General features: G+C 70.0%; 20 protein-coding genes and 1 riboswitch. Of the genes, 8 read left to right on the forward strand and 12 right to left on the reverse strand.

What is annotated here, in order from left to right:
* Positions 1-60: 60 nt before the first annotated feature.
* From ACN6M5_RS00855 to gabT, 6 genes are all read right to left on the reverse strand, one after another.
* Positions 61-861, reverse strand: coding sequence for an energy-coupling factor transporter transmembrane component T family protein (locus tag ACN6M5_RS00855; RefSeq protein WP_434948176.1), 801 nt, complete (start codon positions 859-861; stop codon positions 61-63).
* A complete protein-coding gene (locus ACN6M5_RS00860; RefSeq protein ID WP_434948177.1) occupies positions 858-2,498 on the reverse strand; it encodes an ABC transporter ATP-binding protein in 1,641 nt (546 codons plus the stop codon). The genes ACN6M5_RS00855 and ACN6M5_RS00860 overlap by 4 nt, the downstream gene beginning before the upstream one ends.
* Positions 2,495-3,088: an ECF transporter S component gene (locus ACN6M5_RS00865; RefSeq protein ID WP_434948178.1), complete on the reverse strand. Its 594-nt coding sequence runs from the start codon at positions 3,086-3,088 to the stop codon at positions 2,495-2,497. Before ACN6M5_RS00865 ends, ACN6M5_RS00860 begins: the two co-directional genes overlap by 4 nt.
* Positions 3,085-3,711 (reverse strand): YkoF family thiamine/hydroxymethylpyrimidine-binding protein, encoded by a 627-nt coding sequence (locus ACN6M5_RS00870; RefSeq protein WP_434948179.1) that lies wholly within the window; start codon positions 3,709-3,711, stop codon positions 3,085-3,087. The genes ACN6M5_RS00865 and ACN6M5_RS00870 overlap by 4 nt, the downstream gene beginning before the upstream one ends.
* 57 nt (positions 3,712-3,768) lie before the next feature.
* A riboswitch (TPP riboswitch) is annotated at positions 3,769-3,878 on the reverse strand.
* Between the two features lie 46 nt (positions 3,879-3,924).
* The gene (locus ACN6M5_RS00875) at positions 3,925-4,920 is read right to left on the reverse strand and encodes an asparaginase (RefSeq protein ID WP_434948180.1); all 996 of its coding nucleotides are present in this window, start codon (positions 4,918-4,920) and stop codon (positions 3,925-3,927) included.
* Entirely contained in the window at positions 4,917-6,278 is a 1,362-nt protein-coding gene (gabT, locus tag ACN6M5_RS00880) for a 4-aminobutyrate--2-oxoglutarate transaminase (protein WP_168689066.1), read from the reverse strand. Before gabT ends, ACN6M5_RS00875 begins: the two co-directional genes overlap by 4 nt.
* Positions 6,279-6,315: 37 nt before the next feature.
* Here gabT and ACN6M5_RS00885 point away from each other — a divergent pair, with 37 nt between their 5' ends.
* Positions 6,316-6,789: an OsmC family protein gene (locus ACN6M5_RS00885; protein ID WP_168689067.1), complete on the forward strand. Its 474-nt coding sequence runs from the start codon at positions 6,316-6,318 to the stop codon at positions 6,787-6,789.
* A gap of 66 nt (positions 6,790-6,855) precedes the next feature.
* On the opposite strand, the gene ACN6M5_RS00890 is transcribed toward ACN6M5_RS00885, so the two are convergent.
* Positions 6,856-7,074, reverse strand: a complete 219-nt coding sequence (locus tag ACN6M5_RS00890; RefSeq protein WP_434948181.1) for a hypothetical protein — start codon at positions 7,072-7,074, stop codon at positions 6,856-6,858.
* 67 nt (positions 7,075-7,141) lie between these two features.
* On the opposite strand from ACN6M5_RS00890, the gene ACN6M5_RS00895 reads away from it, so the two are divergent.
* Positions 7,142-7,678, forward strand: coding sequence for a CGNR zinc finger domain-containing protein (locus tag ACN6M5_RS00895; protein WP_434948182.1), 537 nt, complete (start codon positions 7,142-7,144; stop codon positions 7,676-7,678).
* On the opposite strand, the gene ACN6M5_RS00900 is transcribed toward ACN6M5_RS00895, so the two are convergent.
* The 3 genes from ACN6M5_RS00900 to ACN6M5_RS00910 are packed head-to-tail and all read right to left on the reverse strand — an operon-like array spanning position 7,647 to position 10,676.
* Positions 7,647-8,405 carry a lysophospholipid acyltransferase family protein gene (locus ACN6M5_RS00900; protein WP_434948183.1) on the reverse strand — a complete coding sequence of 253 codons (759 nt, stop codon included), beginning with the start codon at positions 8,403-8,405 and terminating at the stop codon, positions 7,647-7,649. The two genes, ACN6M5_RS00895 and ACN6M5_RS00900, sit on opposite strands and share 32 nt — an antisense overlap.
* 50 nt (positions 8,406-8,455) lie before the next feature.
* Entirely contained in the window at positions 8,456-9,322 is an 867-nt protein-coding gene (locus ACN6M5_RS00905) for a LasA N-terminal domain-containing protein (protein ID WP_434948184.1), read from the reverse strand.
* A gap of 7 nt (positions 9,323-9,329) precedes the next feature.
* Positions 9,330-10,676, reverse strand: coding sequence for an aminotransferase class III-fold pyridoxal phosphate-dependent enzyme (locus tag ACN6M5_RS00910; protein ID WP_434948185.1), 1,347 nt, complete (start codon positions 10,674-10,676; stop codon positions 9,330-9,332).
* 83 nt (positions 10,677-10,759) lie between these two features.
* On the opposite strand from ACN6M5_RS00910, the gene ACN6M5_RS00915 reads away from it, so the two are divergent.
* From ACN6M5_RS00915 to ispG, 4 genes are all read left to right on the forward strand, one after another.
* Entirely contained in the window at positions 10,760-11,725 is a 966-nt protein-coding gene (locus tag ACN6M5_RS00915) for an FKBP-type peptidyl-prolyl cis-trans isomerase (RefSeq protein ID WP_434948186.1), read from the forward strand.
* Positions 11,726-11,796: 71 nt separating this feature from the next.
* Positions 11,797-12,879: a 1-deoxy-D-xylulose-5-phosphate reductoisomerase gene (locus ACN6M5_RS00920; protein WP_434948187.1), complete on the forward strand. Its 1,083-nt coding sequence runs from the start codon at positions 11,797-11,799 to the stop codon at positions 12,877-12,879.
* A gap of 71 nt (positions 12,880-12,950) precedes the next feature.
* Positions 12,951-14,282: a M50 family metallopeptidase gene (locus tag ACN6M5_RS00925; RefSeq protein WP_434948188.1), complete on the forward strand. Its 1,332-nt coding sequence runs from the start codon at positions 12,951-12,953 to the stop codon at positions 14,280-14,282.
* A gap of 55 nt (positions 14,283-14,337) precedes the next feature.
* Positions 14,338-15,492, forward strand: coding sequence for a flavodoxin-dependent (E)-4-hydroxy-3-methylbut-2-enyl-diphosphate synthase (gene ispG / locus ACN6M5_RS00930; RefSeq protein ID WP_434948189.1), 1,155 nt, complete (start codon positions 14,338-14,340; stop codon positions 15,490-15,492).
* A 227-nt stretch (positions 15,493-15,719) separates the two neighbouring features.
* Here ispG and ACN6M5_RS00935 read toward each other — a convergent pair whose 3' ends face one another.
* Positions 15,720-17,147 (reverse strand): RNB domain-containing ribonuclease, encoded by a 1,428-nt coding sequence (locus ACN6M5_RS00935; RefSeq protein ID WP_434948190.1) that lies wholly within the window; start codon positions 17,145-17,147, stop codon positions 15,720-15,722.
* Positions 17,148-17,206: 59 nt separating this feature from the next.
* On the opposite strand from ACN6M5_RS00935, the gene ACN6M5_RS00940 reads away from it, so the two are divergent.
* A complete protein-coding gene (locus ACN6M5_RS00940; protein WP_434948191.1) occupies positions 17,207-18,973 on the forward strand; it encodes a proline--tRNA ligase in 1,767 nt (588 codons plus the stop codon).
* An 18-nt stretch (positions 18,974-18,991) separates the two neighbouring features.
* Here ACN6M5_RS00940 and ACN6M5_RS00945 read toward each other — a convergent pair whose 3' ends face one another.
* Positions 18,992-19,780 carry a DUF1206 domain-containing protein gene (locus ACN6M5_RS00945; protein ID WP_434948192.1) on the reverse strand — a complete coding sequence of 263 codons (789 nt, stop codon included), beginning with the start codon at positions 19,778-19,780 and terminating at the stop codon, positions 18,992-18,994.
* A 106-nt stretch (positions 19,781-19,886) separates the two neighbouring features.
* Here ACN6M5_RS00945 and nusA point away from each other — a divergent pair, with 106 nt between their 5' ends.
* The gene (gene nusA, locus ACN6M5_RS00950) at positions 19,887-20,894 is read left to right on the forward strand and encodes a transcription termination factor NusA (protein ID WP_085369337.1); all 1,008 of its coding nucleotides are present in this window, start codon (positions 19,887-19,889) and stop codon (positions 20,892-20,894) included.
* Positions 20,895-20,924: the final 30 nt, after the last annotated feature.

The raw sequence follows: 20,924 nt of genomic DNA on the forward strand, positions 1-20,924 counted from the left end.
ACCCAGACCCCCAAAGGCGAGACGGCCCGACAGCACCCAGCTGCCGGGTCGTCACGTCGTTCAGAACAGGACGCCCGGGCCCCGCAGCACCCCGGATGCCGCTGCCCCGGCCAGGATCGCCGCCAGCACGGCGAGCGAGACGGCGAAGAACACGGCGTCCGTCCTGCCGAGCGGGACCGGCCGCCAGACGGTCCTCGGACTGCGGCCGAGTCCGCGCAGCTCCAGCGTGCCTGCCACCCGTTCTCCCCGGCGGATCGAGCCGACGAGCAGCGCGAACACCGCGGCGGCCAGCAGGCGCGGTCGCGCCCTGCGTCGTCCGGAGCGGCCGACCGGGCTGCGCACGAGCTGCGCCTGCCTGATCGTCGTCCACTCCGCTCCGAGGTCTTGGAGCATCCGGTATCCGGCGAGGATCGCGTATGTGACGCGCACGCTGAGCCCGGCGTGCTGGTGCAGGCTGTTCACCAGGGCGACGCCGTCTGTCGAGACGAGGAACGCGACGGCGAGCAGGCCGGTCAGCATGGTGCGTCCGGCGAGCGCGAGCCCGACCAGCACGCCCTCGGTCGTGACCCTGAGCATCCCGGCCTGCCAGAGCACGTCGCCCGGCCGGGTGAGGACGTTCACCACGAAGACGCTGACGGCGAAGAGCAGGAATGGCGCGAGTGACCGGGCGAGCGCCGTCACCCGCATCCCGGTGCCGGCCACGACGGCGGTGAACGCCACCAGCAGGAGCACGGCGGGCGTGACGGGGTCGAGCACGAACATCACGGCGACGGACACCACCAGCATCAGTAGGAGCTTGACGCTCGGGTTGCGTCTGGCCAGCGGCGAGTCGGCCACCTCCCGCACGAACGACGCGGTCACGACGGCACCCGCGCCCGGTCGACGGCGGTGACCGCCGCGCGCAGCTGGGCGGCGGTGTCGCAGCGGGCGGCGAACCAGCGCAGCAGCCGGGAGGGATGCACGCCCGCCGCGTCGACCAGGGCCGGCCGGGCGAGGAGCCCGGGCAGGTCGCCGTCGTATGCGATGCCGCCGTCCGCCACGACCACGACGCGGTCGGCCAGAGCGGCGACGAGCCGGAGGTCGTGGCTGGCGAACACGACGGCGCGCCCGGCGTCCGCCGTGCGGCGCAGCACCTCGGCGACGGCGACGGTGTCCCTCCTGTCGAGACCGAAGGTCGGCTCGTCCGCCAGCAGCACGCCGCGGGCATGGGCGAGCATCGCCGCGAGGCTCAGGCGGCGTTTCTCCCCGCCGGACAGCTGGTGCGGGTGCCGCTGGGCGAGCGCGGTGAGGCGGTGCTCGGCGAGCACGCCCTGCACGTCGAGGCTCCGGATGCTCCGCGCATCCAGGCCGCAGACCAGTTCGCGCTCGACCGTGCCGGCGACGAACTGGTGCTCCGGATTCTGGAAGACGAGCGCGGGACGGTCGCCCTCCACCCGCCCGGCGAGCGGCCGGAGCAGCCCGGCGAGCGTGCGCAGCACCGTCGACTTGCCCGCGCCGTTGGCGCCCAGCACCGCGACCGTCTCCCCGGCGTGCACGGCGAGGTCGATGCCGGAGACCGCCGGGGCGCCGCGGCGGCCCGCTGTGACGCCCACCGCCGTGAGCGCCGCGTCACCGAGCGGGCGCCCGGCCGCCTCCGCTTCCGCCTCTGCCCGCTCCGGGATGCGCGAGGAGAGGAAGCCGTCGAACGTCCCGTCCTCCACGCGGCCCTCCCTGCCCGTGATGGCCTGCAGCTCGGTGTCGAGCGGCAGCCAGCAGCCGAGCGCGTGCAGCCGCGCCGCGTTGGCGGAGAGGACGGCGTCGGTCGGTCCCTCCATCAGCACCGTCCCGTCGTCGCCGAACGCGACGGCCCGCTCCGGCAGCCCGGCCGTTCCCGCGTCGCCCGCGAACTCGTCCAGCCGGTGCTCGACCAGCACGACGGCCGGGCGCGTCTCGCGCACCGCGTCGTCGATCGCCTGCCGGACGGCGCGCACGCCGCGCGCATCCAGCATCGAGGTCGGCTCGTCGAGCAGCAGCACGGGCGGTTCGCCGACCACGGCGGCGGCCAGCGCCACCCGTTGCAGCTCGCCGCCGGACAGCTCCGCCGTCGAGCGCCCTTCGAGCGCGGCGGCCCCCGCCATCCGGAGGGCGGAGCGCACCCTGCCGTCGATCTCGGAGGGAGGGACCGCCGCGTTCTCCAGGACCAGGGCGAGTTCGGCATCCACCCGGGGGAGGCACACGCCCGCAGCGGGATCCTGACCGACCATCCCGATGACGGGAGAGCGCTCCACCACCGTGCTCGCCTCCGTGACGCCGTCGCCGATCCGCACCGACCCGTCGAGCACGGCGTGGACGCTGTGCGGGATGCTTCCCGCCAGCACCTGCAGCAGCGTCGACTTGCCGGACCCGGACGGCCCGAACACCAGCACGCGCTCACCGGCGGCGACCCGGAGGTCCACGCCGTTCAGCACGGGATGCTCCTGCAGCCGGTAGCGGACGGCGACGGCGTCGAGCGCGATCACCTGGCCGCCGCCGCGTCCCGTCCGATGGCGAAGTTGTCGACGGCGCCGGTGCGCTCCACCGCCCGCACCAGCACCTTCGCGAGCAAGCCGCCGATGATCGCGCCGGACAGCACCTGGATGATCAGCCTGGTCCAGAACAGGTCGGTGCCGTACCAGCCCGACCGGAACGCCGAGTAGAAGAACACCGCACCGGCCCCGAGCGCGCCGGACAGCGTGTACCGCAGCCAGCCGAACCGCCGGTAGCGCCCGGCCGCGAACGGCAGCTCGCTGCCAGCGCCCTGGATGGCGGCCGCGATCAGCAGCGTCGGTCCGACGGCCGAGCCGAGGAACACCACCTCGATCACGGAGGCGATCACCTCCGCCAGCACGCCGGCGAACGGCCGCCGCACGATCGCGATGGCGAGCGGCGCCACCAGCAGCCAGCCACCGAGGAGCACGTGCTGCACCAGGTCGCCGAACGGTCCGGCCAGCGCGGACAGGGCGATCCAGCCCTGCACCAGCGCCCAGTAGAGGAAGCCGAAGACGACCCCGAGCACGACGACCAGCATCAGGTCGCGCAGCGACCAGCCTCGCCGGACACCGGCGCTCATCGGGTCACGCTCGGGCTGTTGACGGAGATGGTGGCGTGCGTCGTCACGTGCGCGACGGAGCGGCCGACCGCCGCCCAGGTGCCGGCGATGGTGCCGACGATGTCTGCGAGGTCGCCGGAGAGCCTGGTGACGTAGTGGTCGCTGCCGACGTACGTGCCCGTCGCTTTCGCGTCGTCGATGGCCGCGTAGATGTCGCGCATGTGGTCGGCGGTGCGCTCAGGGGTGCCGTGGTCGTCGAGCGGGTAGAGCGCCCACTGGGCCAGCGCATCCACGCCGGTCCGCGGCACGTCCAGCGGGGCGTCCGAGAACACCGGGGGATGCTCTGGACGCTCGCAGGTGACCTCGCCCGGGCAACCGCGGGAGAGCATCACGGTGGCGACGACGTGGTGGCCGCCGGCGGAGGCTGCGGAGATCAGCGCGCTGACATAGCGCGCGATGTCCTGCTCGTGGCCGGTGACCCAGGTGCTGATCGGGTCGGTCTCGACCGTCAGCCCGGTGCTCGGCGTCGCGCCGAGAGCGCCGAGGATGACCTCGACGTAGTCGTCGCTCATCACCGAGAGGGTGATCCTGCCGCCGACGCCGAACGCGCGCGGCTCGATGGGTGGGGTGGGTGTTGCGTGCACTGTCGTGCCCTTCCTGTCGGAGGTGGGGCACGGGAAACACCGTCGCGGACGCGACGATATGCGAGAATTCAGCCTCCCTGCGCTGGCATGATCCAGATCAGGTTCGACGGTCGAAGCGTTCGACGCTTCCTCTCAGCCCGGTTCACCGGACTCCCGTGTTCGGGACCACCTTAGCGCGGTCCCGGACACGGGGCGTACGTCACGGGGCGTGCGTCACACGTACGACGCGCGGATCTCCCCGACCTGCTCGCCGCGGCCGTACACCGCGAGGTCGAGTCTCGGAGCGATGGCGTCGACCGCCTGGCGCTCGATCGCCCCGGCGTCCGCCAGCAGCGACAGGGCGACGATGCTCGCCGCGCGCAGGCTGCCGTCGAGGATCTTGAGCGCGACGGTGGTGCCGTCGGGGGCGGCCATCACCATCACGCCCTCTGCGCCGAGCTTGGCGAAGACGCCGAGCTCGTCGATCACCAGGGTGTTGGCGCGTCCGGGGCCGTCGATCGCCCAGCCGTTGGCCAGCACCGCGTTCTTGAGCGTCGCCGCGTTGCGGTAGAGCGCGAACGGGGAGCCCTCCGATGCGGTGGCGATGCGCTGGATGCCGCGGGCGAGGGTGCTGAGGGCCATCGCGAAGACCGGGGCTCCGCAGCCGTCGATGCCGGTCGCGACGACCTTGTCCCCTGTCAGCCGCTCGACCACATCCCGCACCTGCTGCTGCATGGGGTGCTGCGGGTCGAGGTAACTCTCGGTGGGCCAGCCGTTGACCATGCAGGCCAGCAGCATGGCGGCGTGCTTGCCCGAGCAGTTCATGAACAGCGGCTGCTTGTGGTCGCCTGCCCGGATCGCGTCGTCGCGCGCCGCGAAGTCGAGCGGCCAGTCGTTCGGGCACTGCAGGGCGTCCTCGGTGAGCTGCGCCTGCGCGAGCAGGCCGCGCACGACGGACAGGTGGGCGGGCGTCCCTCCGTGGCTGGCCGTGGCGAGCACGGCCGCGGCGCCCTCCAGCGGGACACCGGCGCCCATGACCGCGATGGCCTGGAACGGCTTCATGCTCGACCGGGGGAAGACGGGAGCGCTCGGAGCGCCGAGCGACCGGACGACGCTGCCGTCCGGTCCCAGCACGATGGCGGAGCCGACGTGACGGGACTCGATGAAACCGCTGCGCTCGACGACCGCCAGCTCGACGGCCTCCTCGCCGGTGAAGACCGCGGGGCTCACAGGGCGGAGAAGGCGTCGTCGAGCACCTGGACGGCGTCGGCGATCAGTGCGTCGGAAACGGCCAGGCTGGGCAGGAAGCGCAGGACGTTCCCGTACGTTCCTGCCGACAGGACGAGCAGCCCGTGCTGGGCCGCGTACGCCACGATGGCGGTGACGGCCTCAGGGTTCGGCTCCTTGCTGGTGGAGGCGGTGCCCGGCTGCACCAGCTCGATCGCCAGCATCGCGCCGATGCCGCGCACGTCGCCGATGATGTCGTACTTCTCCTGCAGGGCGAGCAGCGCCGGCTTGAGGGTGTTCTCGATGCGCTTGCCCTCGGCGAGGAGGTGGTTCTTCTCGATCGACTCGAACACCGCGACGGCGGCCGCAGCGGCGACGGGGTTGCCGCCGAAGGTGCCGCCGAGTCCGCCGGGCTGCGCGGAGTCCATGATCTCGGCGCGGCCGGTGACCGCCGCGAGGGGGAGACCGCCGGCGATGCCCTTGGCGCTCAGCACCAGGTCGGGCACGAGACCGAAGTGCTCGCTGGCGTAGTACGCACCCGTGCGCGCCATGCCGCTCTGGATCTCGTCGGCGATGAACACGACGCCGTTGGCCGTGCACCACTCCTGCAGGGCGGGCAGGTAGCCGTCTGCCGGAACCATGAAGCCGCCCTCGCCCTGAATGGGCTCGACGACGAGGCAGGCGAGGTCGGATGCGCCGACGACCTTCTCGAGGTATGCGATGGTGCGCGCTGCCGCCTCCGCACCGCTGAGACCGTCGTGATACGGGTACGAGCTGGGTGCGTGGTAGACGTCGCCGGCGAACGGACCGAAGCCGGTCGCATACGGCATCGCCTTGAAGTTCATCGCCATCGTGAGGTTGGTGCGCCCGTGGTACGCGTGGTCGAGCACAGCGACGGCACGGCGGCCGGTGTGCTTGCGGGCGATCTTGACACCGTTCTCCACGGCCTCCGCACCCGAGTTGACGAGCACCGTTTTCTTGGCGTGGTCGCCCGGCGTGTGCGCGGCGAGCAGCTCGGCGACGCGCACGTACTCCTCGTACGGCGTGATGGTGAAGAGCGTGTGGATGACGTCCTGCAGCTGAGCGGCAGCAGCATCCACGACGGCCGTCTCAGTGTGGCCGACCGTCGTGACGCCGATGCCGGCGCCGAAGTCGACGAACTGGTTGCCGTCGACGTCGACCAGGATGGCGCCGTTCGCCTTGGCGATGTAGACGGGAAGGGTGGACGAGACGCCGGTGGGGACCACAGCCAGGCGTCGCTGGTGCAGCTCCTGGGACTTCGGGCCGGGTACGGCCGTGACGATTCGGCGTTCTTGCGCAACGCTGTAAACGGGCGCGCTGGTGCTCAGAGTGTCGGTCATGATGAGACGAGTTTAGCTCCGGTGGCAGAATCGGACCATGAGGCTCGAGCACAGCTACGCGATCGACATCGAATGGACCGGCAACCGTGGAACCGGGACGAGCGGCTACAAGGACTACGGGCGGGAGCACGTCGTCACGGCCGAGGGGAAGCACCCCATCGAGGGCTCGGCGGACCGCACGTTCTTCGGCGACCGCGACCGCTGGAACCCCGAGGAACTGCTGCTCGCGGCGCTCAGCCAGTGCCACATGCTCAGCTATCTCGCCGAGGCGGCACTGGCCGGGGTCGTCGTGGTGGGATACACGGATGCGGCGACCGGAGTGATGGAGCAGACCGGCAACGGGGGAGGCCACTTCACCAGCGCCACCCTGCGCCCCCGCGTCACGATCGCCGACCCTGCTCAGGCCGAGCTGGCCGCCTCGCTGCACGCCCCTGCCGCGGCCAAGTGCTTCATCGCGGCGTCGGTGAACTTCCCCGTCGCCCACGCCCCCGAACTCCTCACCCTCGCCTGAAAATCGAGTCCGAAGTTATTCACGCGACGCGCCGGTTGCGGGCGTGAACAACGTCGGACTCGATTGCTATGCGTGGCGGGTGCGGACGGAGGCCGGGGTCGGGGTGGGCGCGGACGCGCGCTCCTCCTCTGCCCAGCGGTGGATGGCGGCCGCCCAGCGGCCGTCGCGGGTGAGCGGTGGAGGCTGCTCGGTGCCGGAGTCGCGGCGGGTGCGGAGCAGTGCCTGTTCGCGTTCGCGCTCGCCGAGTTCGGCGATCGACGTCAGCCACAGAGTGAGCGGATGCATGATAACCACCTAACTTGTTTTGGTGGTTAGAGCATACCGTAACCAGTTATCGAGTTACAATGGTTACATGCGTACGAATGCAGTCGAGCTCGGTGCCGACCTCCTGGTCGACTTCCTCAACACCTACGACGTCGAAGACGGCGTCGACGCCATCGACGACGCCGCCGGCTTCGCCGCCTGGGCGCAGGCGCGCGGCGTCGAGCCGGGCGACACGGAGGAGGCCAGGCGGGTGCGGGATGCGCTGCGCTCCGTGATCGACGGGGACGCAGCATCCCTCCCGTCCGTCGAGCTGCAGACCACCTGTGGGGAGCGCACCGTCGGCCTCATCGCCCGCACCGCGGCGCAGGCGGCGGTCGCGAGCTCGGTCATCCTGAGCATCCAGGGCAGGCTCGAACGCGTGAAGCTGTGCGGGGCGGACGACTGCCGCTGGGCGTTCTACGACAAGTCGCGCAACGGATCACGCACCTGGTGCAGCATGGGCGTCTGCGGCAACAGGCAGAAGGCGCGCACCTACCGCTCGAAGGCGACGGATGCGGATGCCGACACCGACGCTGACACCGACGCCGCCGGCGCTACCGACGCTCGGGGTGGAACGCCCGCTTGACGCGCTCGACCGCGTTGGCCGGGGGAGCCTCGTTGTACCGCTCGGCCAGCTCCTGCCCGGTGAGCCCGTGGATGGCCGCCATGATCTCGTCCGTCGCCTGACGGCGAGCGCGACCAGACTCCGCCGACCCGTACGTGCTCACGTCGATCGGCTCGCCGAACTTCACCGTGAACTTCCGGATGCGCGGCACCTTCGAGCCCACCGGCTGCAACTCGTTCGTGCCGATCAGGCCCACCGGCACGACCAGTGCGCCCGTGGTGAGGGCGAGCCAGGCGACGCCCGTCCGCCCCTTGTACAGGCGTCCGTCGAGCGACCGCGTGCCCTCCGGATACAGCGCGAACGCCGCTCCGGTGTCGATGATCCGCTTGGACTGCTCCAGCGCATCCTGGGCGGCCTGCCCTGCGCCGCGCTCGACGCCGACGGCTCCGATCGCCGTGAAGAACGTGCGGGAGACCCAGCCCTTGAAACCGGTGCCCTCGAAGTAGTGCGACTTGGCGAGGAACTGCACGCGCCGCGGAGCCATCAGCGGGATGACGATGCTGTCGATGAACGACAGGTGGTTGCTTGCCAGGATGATCTTGCCGGTGCGCGGCACGTTCTTGCGGCCGATGATCGTCGGCCGGTAGAGCAGCCGGGCGACGGGCCCGATGACCGAGCGTCCGAGCAGGTAGACGAAACCGGGCTTCTTCACCTCGGTCGTCCCATCGTCGGGTGCGGTCTGTGTCACGGATACGAGCGTAGTCTCGGGTGTATTCCGCGAACGGAATGCGTGCGGCCTCACCCGCCGTCGAACGGCCGGACCGGTTCGCAGCCGAACCCGCCGGTGTAGATCAGGCAGGCCGGAACGAACCCGGCGAACCGCACAGCGAGCGGCGAGCCGAACCAGGCGTTGTACAGCCGGGAGAAGTTGAGGTTGCCGAAGGTGGAGCACGCGCCGGCCGGTCCCGTCGGCTTCGCCAGCGTCTCCGCGTTCGGCTGGTACGGCGTGTAGTTGTAGAGGTTGGCCGTCGCCTGGTTGGCGATGGTCACCGTGCTCGTGCCGCAGGTGGCGTCCGGGTGGTACTGGATGGTGTTCTTGCCGATCCGGTATCGCCAGTCACCGGGATGCACGGTGTACTCCCGGAACTGCCACGCCGCCCGGTACACCTGGTTGAAGAACCCGAAGAACTTCGCGTCGCACTCCGCCGTGTCCGGGCACGCGTATCCCGTTGCCTTCTGGTATCCGGATGCGCTCGGCGCGGTGAGCAGCGACTGCTCCTTCTGCAGCAGCACGAGCAGCACCCGCGGGCTGATCGTGCACGCGGCGGCGACCCGCGCGATGACGTTGCTCGCCCGCTCGTTGCGCTGGCCGCGGAGGGCCGTGCAGCGCTCGGGGGAGGCCGCGACATCCGGTGTGTCGACGCGGTAGCGCGACAGACAGGGCACGCCGTCCTTCGGTTTGCACGGGCGGGCGGCCAGGAACTTCTGGATGTCGGCCTGCGTCATCGCGTTCGGGTTGAAGAAGCTGTCGTCGCTGATGATGTCGCCAGGATCGAACGACGCCTTCTGCTCGGCGAACACGCCGACGGCGGGCACCAGGGTGAAGACGGCGGCCAGGGCGGCCACCCCGGAGAGTGCGCGCCACCGTCGGCGAAGGAATCCCACGTCAGGCTCAGCCGAAGGTGGCGAGGGCTTCTTCGATCACGGACGCCGCGTCGTCGATCAGCTCCTCGCTGATGACGACCGACGGCAGCAGGCGCAGCACGCTGTCCCAGCTTCCGGCGTCGAGCGGGATGACGCCGTTCGCGGTCGCGTGCGCGAGGATCGCCTTCAGCGCGTCCGGGTTCGGGTTCTTCGTGCCTGGGATGACCAGCTCGACGCCGAACATCGCCCCCTTGCCGCGCACCTCGCCGACCACGGCGAAGCGGTCCGCCCAGTCGCCGATGCGTGCCCAGAGCGCCTTCTCGACCCGCTGCGCCTCGGCGAGCAGGTCCTCCTTCTCGAAGACGTCGAAGACGGCGAGCGCTGCCGCGGTGGAGACCGGGTTGCCGCCGAAGGTTCCTCCGATGCCGCCCGGCTGCACAGCATCCATGATCTCGGCGCGGCCGGTGACCGCCGCGAGCGGGAAGCCCCCGGCGATGCCCTTGGCGCTCGTGATGAGGTCGGGGACGACGCCGTGGTGCTCGATCGAATACCAGGTGCCCGTGCGGCCGATGCCCGCCTGGATCTCGTCGGCGACGAAGACGATGCCGTTCTCCGTGCAGAACTCGGACAGCCGCTTGAAGTATCCGGGGGCCGGGATGATGATGCCGCCGTCGCCCTGGATCGGCTCGACGAACAGCGCGGCCAGCTCGGTGGCTCCGATGTGGGTGTTGATGTAGTCGATGGTGCGCTCTGCCGCCTCCTCGCCCGTCATCCCCTCCGGGTCGCGGAACGGGTAGCTGATCGGCACGCTGTAGATCTCACCGGGGAACGGGCCCATGCCCGCGCGCTCCGGCCAGGGGCGGTACGTCATAGCCATCGTCAGGTTGGTGCGGCCGTGGAAGGCGTGGTCGAGCGTGGCGATGGCGCGGCGGCCGGTGAACTTGCGGGCGATCTTCACCGCGTTCTCGACGGCCTCCGCACCCGAGTTGACCAGGATGCTGTGCTTCTCGAAGTCGCCGGGGGTGATCTCGGCCAGCTTCTCGGCGACGCGCACGTAGTTCTCGTACGGCGTGACCGTGAACAGGGTGTGCGTGAGCTTCGATGCCTGCTCGAACGCGGCGGCGGCGACCTCGGGATGCGCGTGGCCGATGGTCGTGACGCCGATGCCGCAGCCGAGGTCGATCAGCCTGTTGCCGTCGACGTCGACCAGAATCGCTCCGGAGCCCGACTCCATGTAGATGTTCGCGAGGGTGCCCGCCCCGCGGCTGACCGACGCGACCCTGCGCTCCTGCAGCTCGATGGAGCGAGGGCCGGGAAGAGCGGTGACGAGGTTGCGGGTCTGCGGGACCGAGAATTCGCGAGTCATGTGTTCCATCGTATGCGGCGCTCGCTGTCAGGTTGGGCAAAGGAGGATGCGGCAGACTGGGTACTCCTGCCCGCATTCCGGAAAGTATCACTGTGCGCAAAACTCTCTCGATCGTCACCGCCGCCCTCGTCGTGGCCGGGCTCGCCGCCTGCAGCTCGGGGGCGCCAGAGCCGTCGGCGACACCGGCGGCGAACGCGTGCCAGAACGTGAAGGCGGGCGACGCATCGAAGTCGATCAAGGTCTCCGGCGACTTCGGCGCTACGCCGAAGGTCACGGTGCCGACTCCGCTCAAGACGACAGACATCGAGCGCAGCGTCGTCATCACGGGCAAGGGCGCTGAGGTCAAGGGCGGATCGTCTGTGGCGATCGCGCTCGCCGCGTACAACGGCATCACCGGAAAGGAGCTGACGCCCGCCGTCGGCTTCGACGGTCAGGCGCCGCAGACCATCCAGGTCGATGACAAGACATACGTTCCCGGCCTCGTCCGGGCCGTCGAGTGCCTTCCGCTCAAGTCTCGCGTCGTGCTCACGGCAACGGCCAAGGAAGCGTTCGGCAGCCGAGACATCTCCACGCTGAACATCAAGCCGACCGACCCGGTGGTCTTCGTCGTCGACCTCGCGAAAGAGGTGCCGACGCGGGCGGATGGCAAGTCGGTCACGCCTCCCGCGGGCTTCCCGACCGTCAAGCTCAGCTCGAGCGGCGAGCCGAACATCACGATTCCGAAGAGCGACCCGCCGACGGAGACCAAGATCGGCGTGCTCAAGCAGGGCGACGGCGACGTTGTGCAGCCGGGCGACACCGTCACCGTGCAGTACAAGGGCGTCCTGTGGAGGAACGGTCAGACCTTCGACTCCAGCTGGAGCCGCGGTGAGTCCGTGTCGTTCCAGACCACCGGCGTCGTCGTGGGCTTCAAGAAGGCTCTCGAAGGCCAGAAGGTCGGCTCGCAGGTCATCGCGATCGTCCCGCCCGCCGACGGATACGGTGCGAAGGGCTCCGGGGACATCAAGGCCACGGACACGATGGTCTTCGTCGTCGACATCCTCGACACCAAGCGCTGACCTTTCCGTAGCGCTGACCTTTCCGTAGAGCTGACCCTTCCATCGCGCTGACCCTTCCGTAGGCTGGACCCGTGCGCAGAGTCATCATCCTCGGTTCCACCGGTTCGATCGGCACCCAAGCCCTCGACGTCATCCAGGCGAACCCCGACCGCTTCACCGTGGTCGGGCTCACCGCCGGCAGCAACGCGGACGAGCTCGCCGCGCAGGCCGAGCGGTTCGGGGTGCGGGAGACCGCGCTCGGGGCCGACGACTCCGAGCGGCTGGTGCGCGGCGTCGAGGCCGATGTCGTGCTCAACGGGATCACCGGCTCCGTCGGCCTGGGCCCGACGCTCGCCGCGCTGGAGACGGGGGCGAGCCTGGCGCTCGCCAACAAGGAGTCGCTGATCGTGGGCGGGGCGCTCGTGAAGGCGGCGGCGGCTCCTGGGCAGATCGTCCCCGTCGACTCCGAGCACTCCGCCATCGCGCAGGCGCTGCGTTCCGGCACGCACGGCGAGGTGCGGCGGCTGGTGCTGACCGCATCCGGTGGGCCGTTCCGGGGCAGAACCCGCGCATCCCTCGCGGACGTCACGCCCGGGGAGGCGCTCGCGCACCCCACCTGGGACATGGGGCTCGTCGTCACCACGAACTCGTCGACCCTGGTCAACAAGGGGCTCGAAGTGATCGAGGCGCACCTCCTGTTCGATGTGCCGTACGACAGGATCGAGGTCACGGTGCACCCGCAGTCCGTCATCCACTCGATGGTGGAGTTCGTGGACGGCTCGACCATCGCGCAGGCTTCTCCTCCGGACATGCGGCTCCCGATCTCGCTCGGCCTCGACTGGCCGAACCGGGTGCCGGGCGTCGGCGTCCCCCTCGACTGGACCGCCGCGCACAGCTGGACCTTCGAACCGCTCGACGCCGAGGCGTTCCCCGCCGTCGCGCTGGCGAAACGCGTCGGAGAGGCGGGGGAGACGTACCCGGCCGTGTTCAACGCCGCGAACGAGCAGGCCGTCGCCGCCTTCCACGCCGGGGCCATCGGCTACCTCGACATCGTCGACACCGTCGAACGGGTGGTGGAGGCGCACCGCCCGGCCGGCGAGCTCACCCGCGAGAGCCTCGCGGAGGCCGAGCGCTGGGCACGGGATGCCGCCGACCGGTTGATCGCCGCCGCATAGCTCTGCCGCATAGCTTTACCGCATAGCTTTCCCCCGGCTGGTTCCAAGCTGATCGCGGCTAGCCTGTAGCCGTGGAATCCGTGCTGCTCTTCGTCCTCGGCGTCGTCATCATCCTGGTGGGCGTCGCACTGTCGATCGCGCTGCACGAGATCGGCCACCTCGTGCCGGCGAAGCTGTTCGGCGTCAAGGTCACGCAGTACATGATCGGCTTCGGCAAGACGCTGTTCTCGTTCCGTCGCGGCGAGACGGAGTACGGCGTGAAGGCCATCCCGCTCGGTGGCTACATCTCCATGATCGGGATGTTCCCCCCAGGCAAGGAGGGCGGCTCCGGCCGCAACGCCACCACAGGGTTCATGCAGTCGATGGCCCAGGATGCGCGGTCGGCGAGCGCGGAGACTGTGCTCGTCGGCGAGGAGAACCGCACCTTCTACAAGCTGCCGGTGTGGAAGCGCATCATCATCATGTTCGGCGGACCGTTCATGAACCTCCTCATCGGCGTCGTGCTGTTCGGCGTGCTGCTGATGGGCTTCGGCACCGCGCAGCAGTCGACGACGGTGGCGACGGTGAGCCAGTGTGTCATCGCGTCGAACAGCGCGCGCCAGACCTGCGCGGCCGACGATCCGACCGCACCGGCCGCCGCGGCGGGCATCAAGCCGGGCGACACCATCGTGAGCATCGACGGCACGCCGATCACCAGCTGGGCGCAGTCCACCAAGATCATCCGCGAGTCCGCCGACCGCACCCTCTCCGTCGTCGTCCTGCGCGACGGCGCACAGAAGACGCTGACCCTCACCCCCAAGACCAACACGGTCGCCAAGACCGACGCATCCGGTGCCGTCGTCAAGGACGCGGACGGCAAGGTCGCAACGCTCACCGCCGGATTCGCCGGCATCGGGTCGCTGCAGAAGCTCGTGCCGCAGCCGATCACCTCGGTGCTCCCCGCCGTCGGGGCGCAGACCGGAGCGGTCGTCGGCGTGATCATCCACCTGCCGCAGCGCATGGTCGACGTCTGGAACGCGGCGTTCGGCTCGGGCGAGCGCGACCCGAACGGGCCGGTGAGCCTGGTCGGCATCGGGCGGGCGGCCGGAGAGCTCACGGCGCTCGACGGCGTACCGGTGATCGACAAGGTGTACTCGATGATCGGGATCCTGGCGTCCCTGAACATCGCCCTGTTCGTCTTCAACCTCATCCCGTTGCTCCCGCTCGACGGCGGACACATCGCCGGGGCGGCGTGGGAAGGCATCCGGCGCACGTTCGCGAAGCTGTTCAAGCGTCGCGACCCCGGGCCCGTCGACATGGCCAAGCTGATGCCGCTGACCTTCGCGGTCGTGATCGTCCTCGGCGGGATGAGCGTGCTGCTGATGTACGCGGACATCGTCAAGCCGATCAACCTGTTCGGCTAGGCACCGCACACCCCGCGCCCAGCCGGTTCCCAAACAGCCGCGTAGGATTGGGGACGTGGCAGCAATCAACCTGGGGATGCCGAAGGTTCCCGAAACACTCGCACCCCGACGCAAGTCCCGTCAGATCAAGGTCGGCAAGGTCCTCGTCGGCGGCGACGCCCCGATCAGCGTCCAGTCGATGACCACGACGCCGACCACCAACATCAACGCGACCCTGCAGCAGATCGCCGAGCTCACCGCATCCGGATGCGACATCGTCCGGGTGGCCGTGCCGAGCCGCGACGACGCGGAGGCGCTGCCGATCATCGCGAAGAAGAGCCAGATCCCGGTCATCGCGGACATCCACTTCCAGCCCAACTACGTCTACGCGGCCATCGACGCCGGATGTGCGGCCGTGCGCGTCAACCCGGGCAACATCCGCAAGTTCGACGACCAGGTCGGCAAGATCGCCGCAGCCGCCAAGGCCGCGGGCGTCTCGCTGCGCATCGGCGTCAACGCCGGATCGCTCGAACCCAGCCTGCTGCAGAAGTACGGCAAGGCCACCCCGGAGGCGCTCGTCGAGAGCGCGGTCTGGGAGGCGAGCCTGTTCGAGGAGCACGACTTCCACGACTTCAAGATCTCGGTCAAGCACAACGACCCGATCGTGATGGTCAAGGCGTACCGTCTGCTGGCCGAGCGCGGCGACTGGCCCCTGCACCTCGGCGTCACGGAGGCCGGGCCCGAGTTCCAGGGCACGATCAAGTCGGCGACGGCGTTCGGCATCCTGCTCTCCGAGGGCATCGGCGACACCATCCGCGTCTCGCTCTCCGCTCCTCCCGCGCAGGAGGTCAAGGTCGGCCTGCAGATCCTGCAGTCGCTCAACCTGCGCGAGCGCAAGCTCGAGATCGTCTCCTGCCCCAGCTGCGGGCGCGCCCAGGTGGATGTGTACAAGCTCGCCAACGACGTCACCTCCGGCCTCGAAGGCATGAGCGTCCCGCTGCGCGTCGCCGTCATGGGCTGCGTCGTCAACGGACCGGGCGAGGCCCGCGAGGCCGACCTGGGCGTCGCATCCGGCAACGGCAAGGGCCAGATCTTCGTCAAGGGCGAGGTCATCAAGACCGTGCCGGAAGCCGAGATCGTGCAGACCCTGATCGCGGAGGCCAACCGCCTGGCGGCCGAGATGCCCGACGTGACCTCCGGCGAGCCGACGGTCACGGTGGGCGCGCACTAGGCGCACGACTTTCACAACGGCGGAGTTACGGGGCGACTCGCCGCTGTCCACTCCGGTATTGCGGAGATCAGCCCGTCGTGCTTCCGTTTCTCCGCTGGAACGGAAGCGGCGGCGTCTGCCGCACCGACTCCGTTGGAACGGAGAAACGGCGTCGGTGCGCCCGCTTCTCCGTTCGGGCGGAAAGGCGGGCGGCGCGTCGCGCGCATTCTCCGCGCGAACGTAACGCCCTACACGACGACCAGCGCCACCCGCCCGTCCGGGATGCTCGCGGCCGTGAGGCGCACCCGCACGACCGTTCCCGGCAGCACGGAGTCCGGGCGCGGCATCGACGCGACCACGGCAGGGTCGGCCAGCTGCACGGTCATGTCGCCGTTCCGGATGGCCAGCACCGTCGCGTCGAACTCGTCGCCGATCCTGTCGCTGAGCAGGGCGGCCTCGACGCGGTCGACGCTCGCCGCGCCCAGCTGCGCCGCGACGCGCGACGACGTCCCCATGATCGCGGGAAGCTCGCCGAGCGAGTCCGTCACCCACTCCGGCACCGGTCGCCCAGCGCTCAGCGCCTCGCAGATCACCAGCACCCACCGGTCCACGAGCCTGCGCAGGGGAGCGGTGGTGTGCGCATACGGAGCGGCGACGGCGGATTGCAGCGGGTCGGCGGGCGCCTCGCCCGCCATCACCACGTAGCCGGCCCCGCGAAACAGCCCGGTGGCCGCCTGCATCACCGCGAGAGCGCGCGGGTCCCCGTGGTCCAGGGTGCGCAGATACTCGCCGTACGACACGTCCTGTGGCCAGGGAAGGCCGAGTGCTGCCGTCTGCGCGCGGAACCCGGCGACCGCGTCGTCCGAGGGAGGCGGCATCGTGCGCAGGATGCCGACCCGCGCATCCAGCATCAGTCCGGCTGCGGCCATCCCGGTGAGCAGCGAGATCTGCGCGTTCCACTCCTCGACGGGCAGGGGAGCCCGGCGCTCGAGCGTGTACGCGCCGTCGCGGAACACGATCTCCTCGTCCGGCGCGTTCAGGCTCGCGCCTCCGCGCTCCCGCTCGCACTGGATGCGCAGCAGGCCCACCGCCTTGAGCAGCTGCAGCGTCTCCGGGCCTGAGCCGTCGTCGATCGCGGCCTGCGCCTCCGGATACGACCACTGGCGTCGCGACCGGATGGCGGCGCGGGCGACGGAGACGGAGACCTGGCGGCCGTCGGCGTCCAGGGCCAGCTCCCAGACGTACGCGCTGCGGTCCTCGCCGGCAAGCAGCGAACCGGCGTGCTCGCCGATGGCCGGCGGGTGCAGCGGGATGCGGCCGTCCGCCGCGTAGATCGTCTGCCCGCGCTTGCGCGCCTCGCCGTCGACCGCCCCGCCGGGATGCACAAGTGCCGGAACGTCGGCGATGGCGTAGCTGACCAGATAGCCGTCCGTCGTGCGCTCGATGTGCACGGCCTGGTCGAGGTCGGTCGAGCCCTCCGGGTCGATGGTGAGGAACTCGACCGCCGTCAGATCCCGGGAGGGGAGTCGCAAGCTGCCCGCCGCGGCCGCCGCTTCGTCCTCGACGGCGGCCGGGAAGCCGTCGGGGAGGTCGAGCGAGGTGCGCAGCGCAGCCAATGCCTCCGCGAGCTCGCTCTGGGCTGCTGAGGCGGTGACGTGCGTTCTGCGGTCGGGCATGCGGTCAGCCTATTCCGGCGGTGCGACACCGCCCCGTCCCCGCCGTCTAACATGGAACGGTGCCTACACGCCTGACGAACTACTTCCTCCGCACCCTCCGTGAAGACCCCTCCGACGCCGAGGTCACCAGCCACAGGCTGCTGGTTCGCGCCGGATACATCCGACGCCAGGCGCCGGGCATCTTCGCGTGGCTGCCGCTCGGCCTGCGCGTGAAGGGCAAGATCGAGGCCATCATCCGCGAGGAGATGTCGGCCGCGGGAGCGCACGAGGTGCACTTCCCCGCGCTGTTGCCGCGCGAGCCGTACGAGGTCACCGGCCGCTGGGAGGAGTACGGCGACGGGCTCTTCCGCCTGCAGGACCGCAAGGGCGCGGACTACCTGCTCGCGCCGACGCACGAAGAGGCGTTCACGCTGCTCGTGAAAGACCTGTACTCCAGCTACAAAGACCTGCCGCTGGCGATCTACCAGATCCAGGACAAGTACCGCGACGAGGCACGCCCCCGCGCCGGCCTCCTGCGCGGCCGCGAGTTCACGATGAAGGACGCGTACACCTTCGACTACACCGACGCCGGCCTCGACGCCAGCTACCAGGCGCAGCGGGATGCGTACGAGCGCATCTTCACCAGGCTCGGCCTCTCCTACGTGATCGTGCAGGCGGACGCCGGTGCGATGGGCGGTTCGCGCAGCGAGGAGTTCCTGCACCCCACCGTGGTCGGCGAGGACACCTTCGTGCGCTCGGAGGGCGGATACGCGGCCAATGTCGAGGCGTTCACCACGCTCGCCCCCGCCGCCCGCTCGTACGAGAAGCTGACGCCGCAGGAGGTGCTCGACACCCCGAACACTCCCACCATCCAGACGCTGGTGGATGTGGCCAACGAGAAGCACCCGCGACCGGACGGCCGCGCCTGGACGGCGGCGGACACGCTGAAGAACGTCGTGCTCGCCGTCACCCACCTGGACGGGACGCGCGAGCTGGTCGTCGTCGGGCTGCCCGGCGACCGCGAGGTCGAGCTGAAGCGCGCAGAGGTGGCGTTCGCGCCCGGTGAGGTCGAGCCGGCGACGGACGCCGACTTCCAGAAGCACCCCGGCCTGGTCAAGGGCTACATCGGCCCGTGGGGCGTCGACGGCCCCGTGCTCGGCGAGGAGTCCGCCACGGGCATCCGGTATCTGGTCGACCCGCGCGTCGTGGACGGCTCCGGCTGGATCACCGGCGCGAACATCGACGGCAAGCACGTCTTCGGGCTCGTCGCCGGTCGCGACTTCTCCTGGGACGGCACCGTGGAGGTCGCCGAGGTCAAGGAGGGCGACCCCGCTCCGGACGGCTCGGGCCCCGTCGAGCTGGCGCGCGGCATGGAGATCGGTCACGTCTTCCAGCTCGGCCGCAAGTACGCGGACGCGTTCGGCCTCAAGGTGCTGGACGAGAACGGCAAGCTCGTCACGGTCACGATGGGCTCGTACGGGATCGGCGTCACGCGCATCCTGGCGATCATCGCCGAGGAGAACAACGACGACAGGGGCCTGATCTGGCCGGAGTCCGTTGCGCCGTTCGACGTGCACGTCGTCGCCGCCGGCCGCGATCAGGTGGCGTTCGACGTGGCGGAGCAGGTGACGGCGACCCTCGAGGAGGCCGGCCTGGACGTGCTGTTCGACGACCGCCCCAAGGTCTCGCCCGGCGTGAAGTTCGGCGATGCCGAGCTGATCGGCGTCCCGCGCGTGCTGGTGGTTGGCCGTGGCGCTGCCGACGGCGAGGTCGAGCTCTGGAACCGCAGGACGGGCTCGCGCGAGACCCTGCTGATCGCGGACGCGCTGGCTGCGCTCACGGCGTAGCCGGCCGAAGCGGGGCGGCTAGAGCCGGATGGCGACGGCCCTGACACACCAGAACAGGCCGTAGGCGATCAGGCCGATGGCGATCAGGATGAGCAGGAACACGCCGAACGGAAGCTGGGTGAGCGACTTCAGCGCGCCGTCGAGACCGCCGGCCTTGCTCGGGTCCACGGTGATCGCCGCGTAGACGACGAGGCCGCCGACGATGCCAAGGGCGACGCCCTTGGAGATGTACCCGACGCGGCCGAGGGTCGTCGTGATGCCCGCCAGCGCGTTCGGTGGGAGGCGGAGGCCGCGCTCGAACTTGTGCGTGATCCCGTTGACCAGGAAGCCGATGCCGACGCCGACGATCGCCAGGCCGATCGCCGCCAGCAGGAAGACGCCGCCGGGGACCGCGAGCAGTTTCGAGCTCGCCGACTTCTCCGTGGCGGACGAGTTGGACCCTCCACCGGATGCGATGCTGATCGCGGTCACGGCGAGCACGGCGTAGACGATGCCCTTGCTGATCTCGACGACCCGCGTGCCCGCCTTGTGCGCCACGACGGTCTGCAGGATCTGCCACAGCGCGAGCGCGATCAGGCCGACGATCACCGCCCACACCACGAACAGCCCGCCCGGCACGTCGACGAGCGCCTTCAGGGCGCCGAACTGGTCGGCCTTGCCGCTCCCGCCTGCACCGAAGGCGACAGCGAGCGCGATGGCGCCGATCAGGATGTGCAGGATGCCGATGGCCGCATTTCCGACCCTGGCGAGGACGCGGACGGCTGGGATGCGCTCGACGCGTCTGGCGGCAGACGTGGGGGAGGTCATGTTCGGAACGGTACCCCCGTTCCGGCCGGTCGGAACATCGGGTACCGTAGTTAGTCGAGTCCGTCGCGCAGAACGCGGCGGCGAGATCTGAATAGAGGAGGCCGGCATGGACATCGACCTCAGCGTCTTGCGTCTCATGGAACGCGAGCGAGAGATTCCCTTCGATGAGCTGGTGCAGATCATCGAGCAGGCGATTCTGACCGCCTACCTGAAGCACACCGATCAGGCCGACCACAAGCACGGGCACACCGAAGAGCCGCCTGCGGCCCGCGTGCACCTCGACCGCAAGACCGGTCACGTGTCCGTGTACGTCCCCGAGAAGGACGACGAGGGCAACATCGTCGGCGAGGCCGAGGACAGCCCGAGCGACTTCGGTCGCATCGCGGCGTTCGCCGCCAAGCAGGTCATCAACCAGCGGCTCCGCGACATCGCGGACGACGCCGTGCTCGGCGAGTTCCGTGGCAGGGAGGGCGACATCGTCGCCGGTGTCATCCAGCAGGGGCCGAACCCCCGGATGATCCACGTCGACCTCGGCAGCGTCGAGGCGATCCTGCCGCCCGAGGAGCAGGTGCCCGGCGAGGAGTACACCCACGGGTCGCGCATCCGGGTGTACGTGACGAGTGTCTCGAAGGGCCTCAAGGGCCCGCAGATCACCGTGTCGCGCACGCACCCCGCGCTCGTGCGCAAGCTGTTCGCACTCGAGGTGCCGGAGATCGCGAGCGGCGTCGTCGAGATCGTGTCCCTGGCTCGCGAGGCCGGTCACCGCACCAAGATCGCGGTGCGCGCCACGGAGCCCGGAGTGAACGCCAAGGGCGCGTGCATCGGCGAGCTCGGACAGCGCGTCCGTGCCGTGACGGCCGAGCTGAACAACGAGAAGATCGACATCGTCGACTACTCGCCCGACCTCGCCACGTTCGTGTCGAGCGCCTTGTCGCCCGCCAAGGTCACCAGCGCGTTCGTCATCGACGAATCGCTCAAGGCCGTCCGCGCTCTCGTGCCCGACTACCAGCTGTCGCTCGCCATCGGCAAGGAGGGTCAGAACGCCCGTCTGGCAGCCAAACTGACGGGCGCGAAGATCGATATCCAGCCCGACTCGATCCTGGACAAGGAGTAGTCGCGCCCGACCGGGGTTGTGCGCGGGTGT

Origin of the sequence: Leifsonia araucanica (genome assembly GCF_051161895.1) — a bacterium.
In the GTDB taxonomy this organism is placed as follows: Bacteria; Actinomycetota; Actinomycetes; order Actinomycetales; family Microbacteriaceae; genus Leifsonia.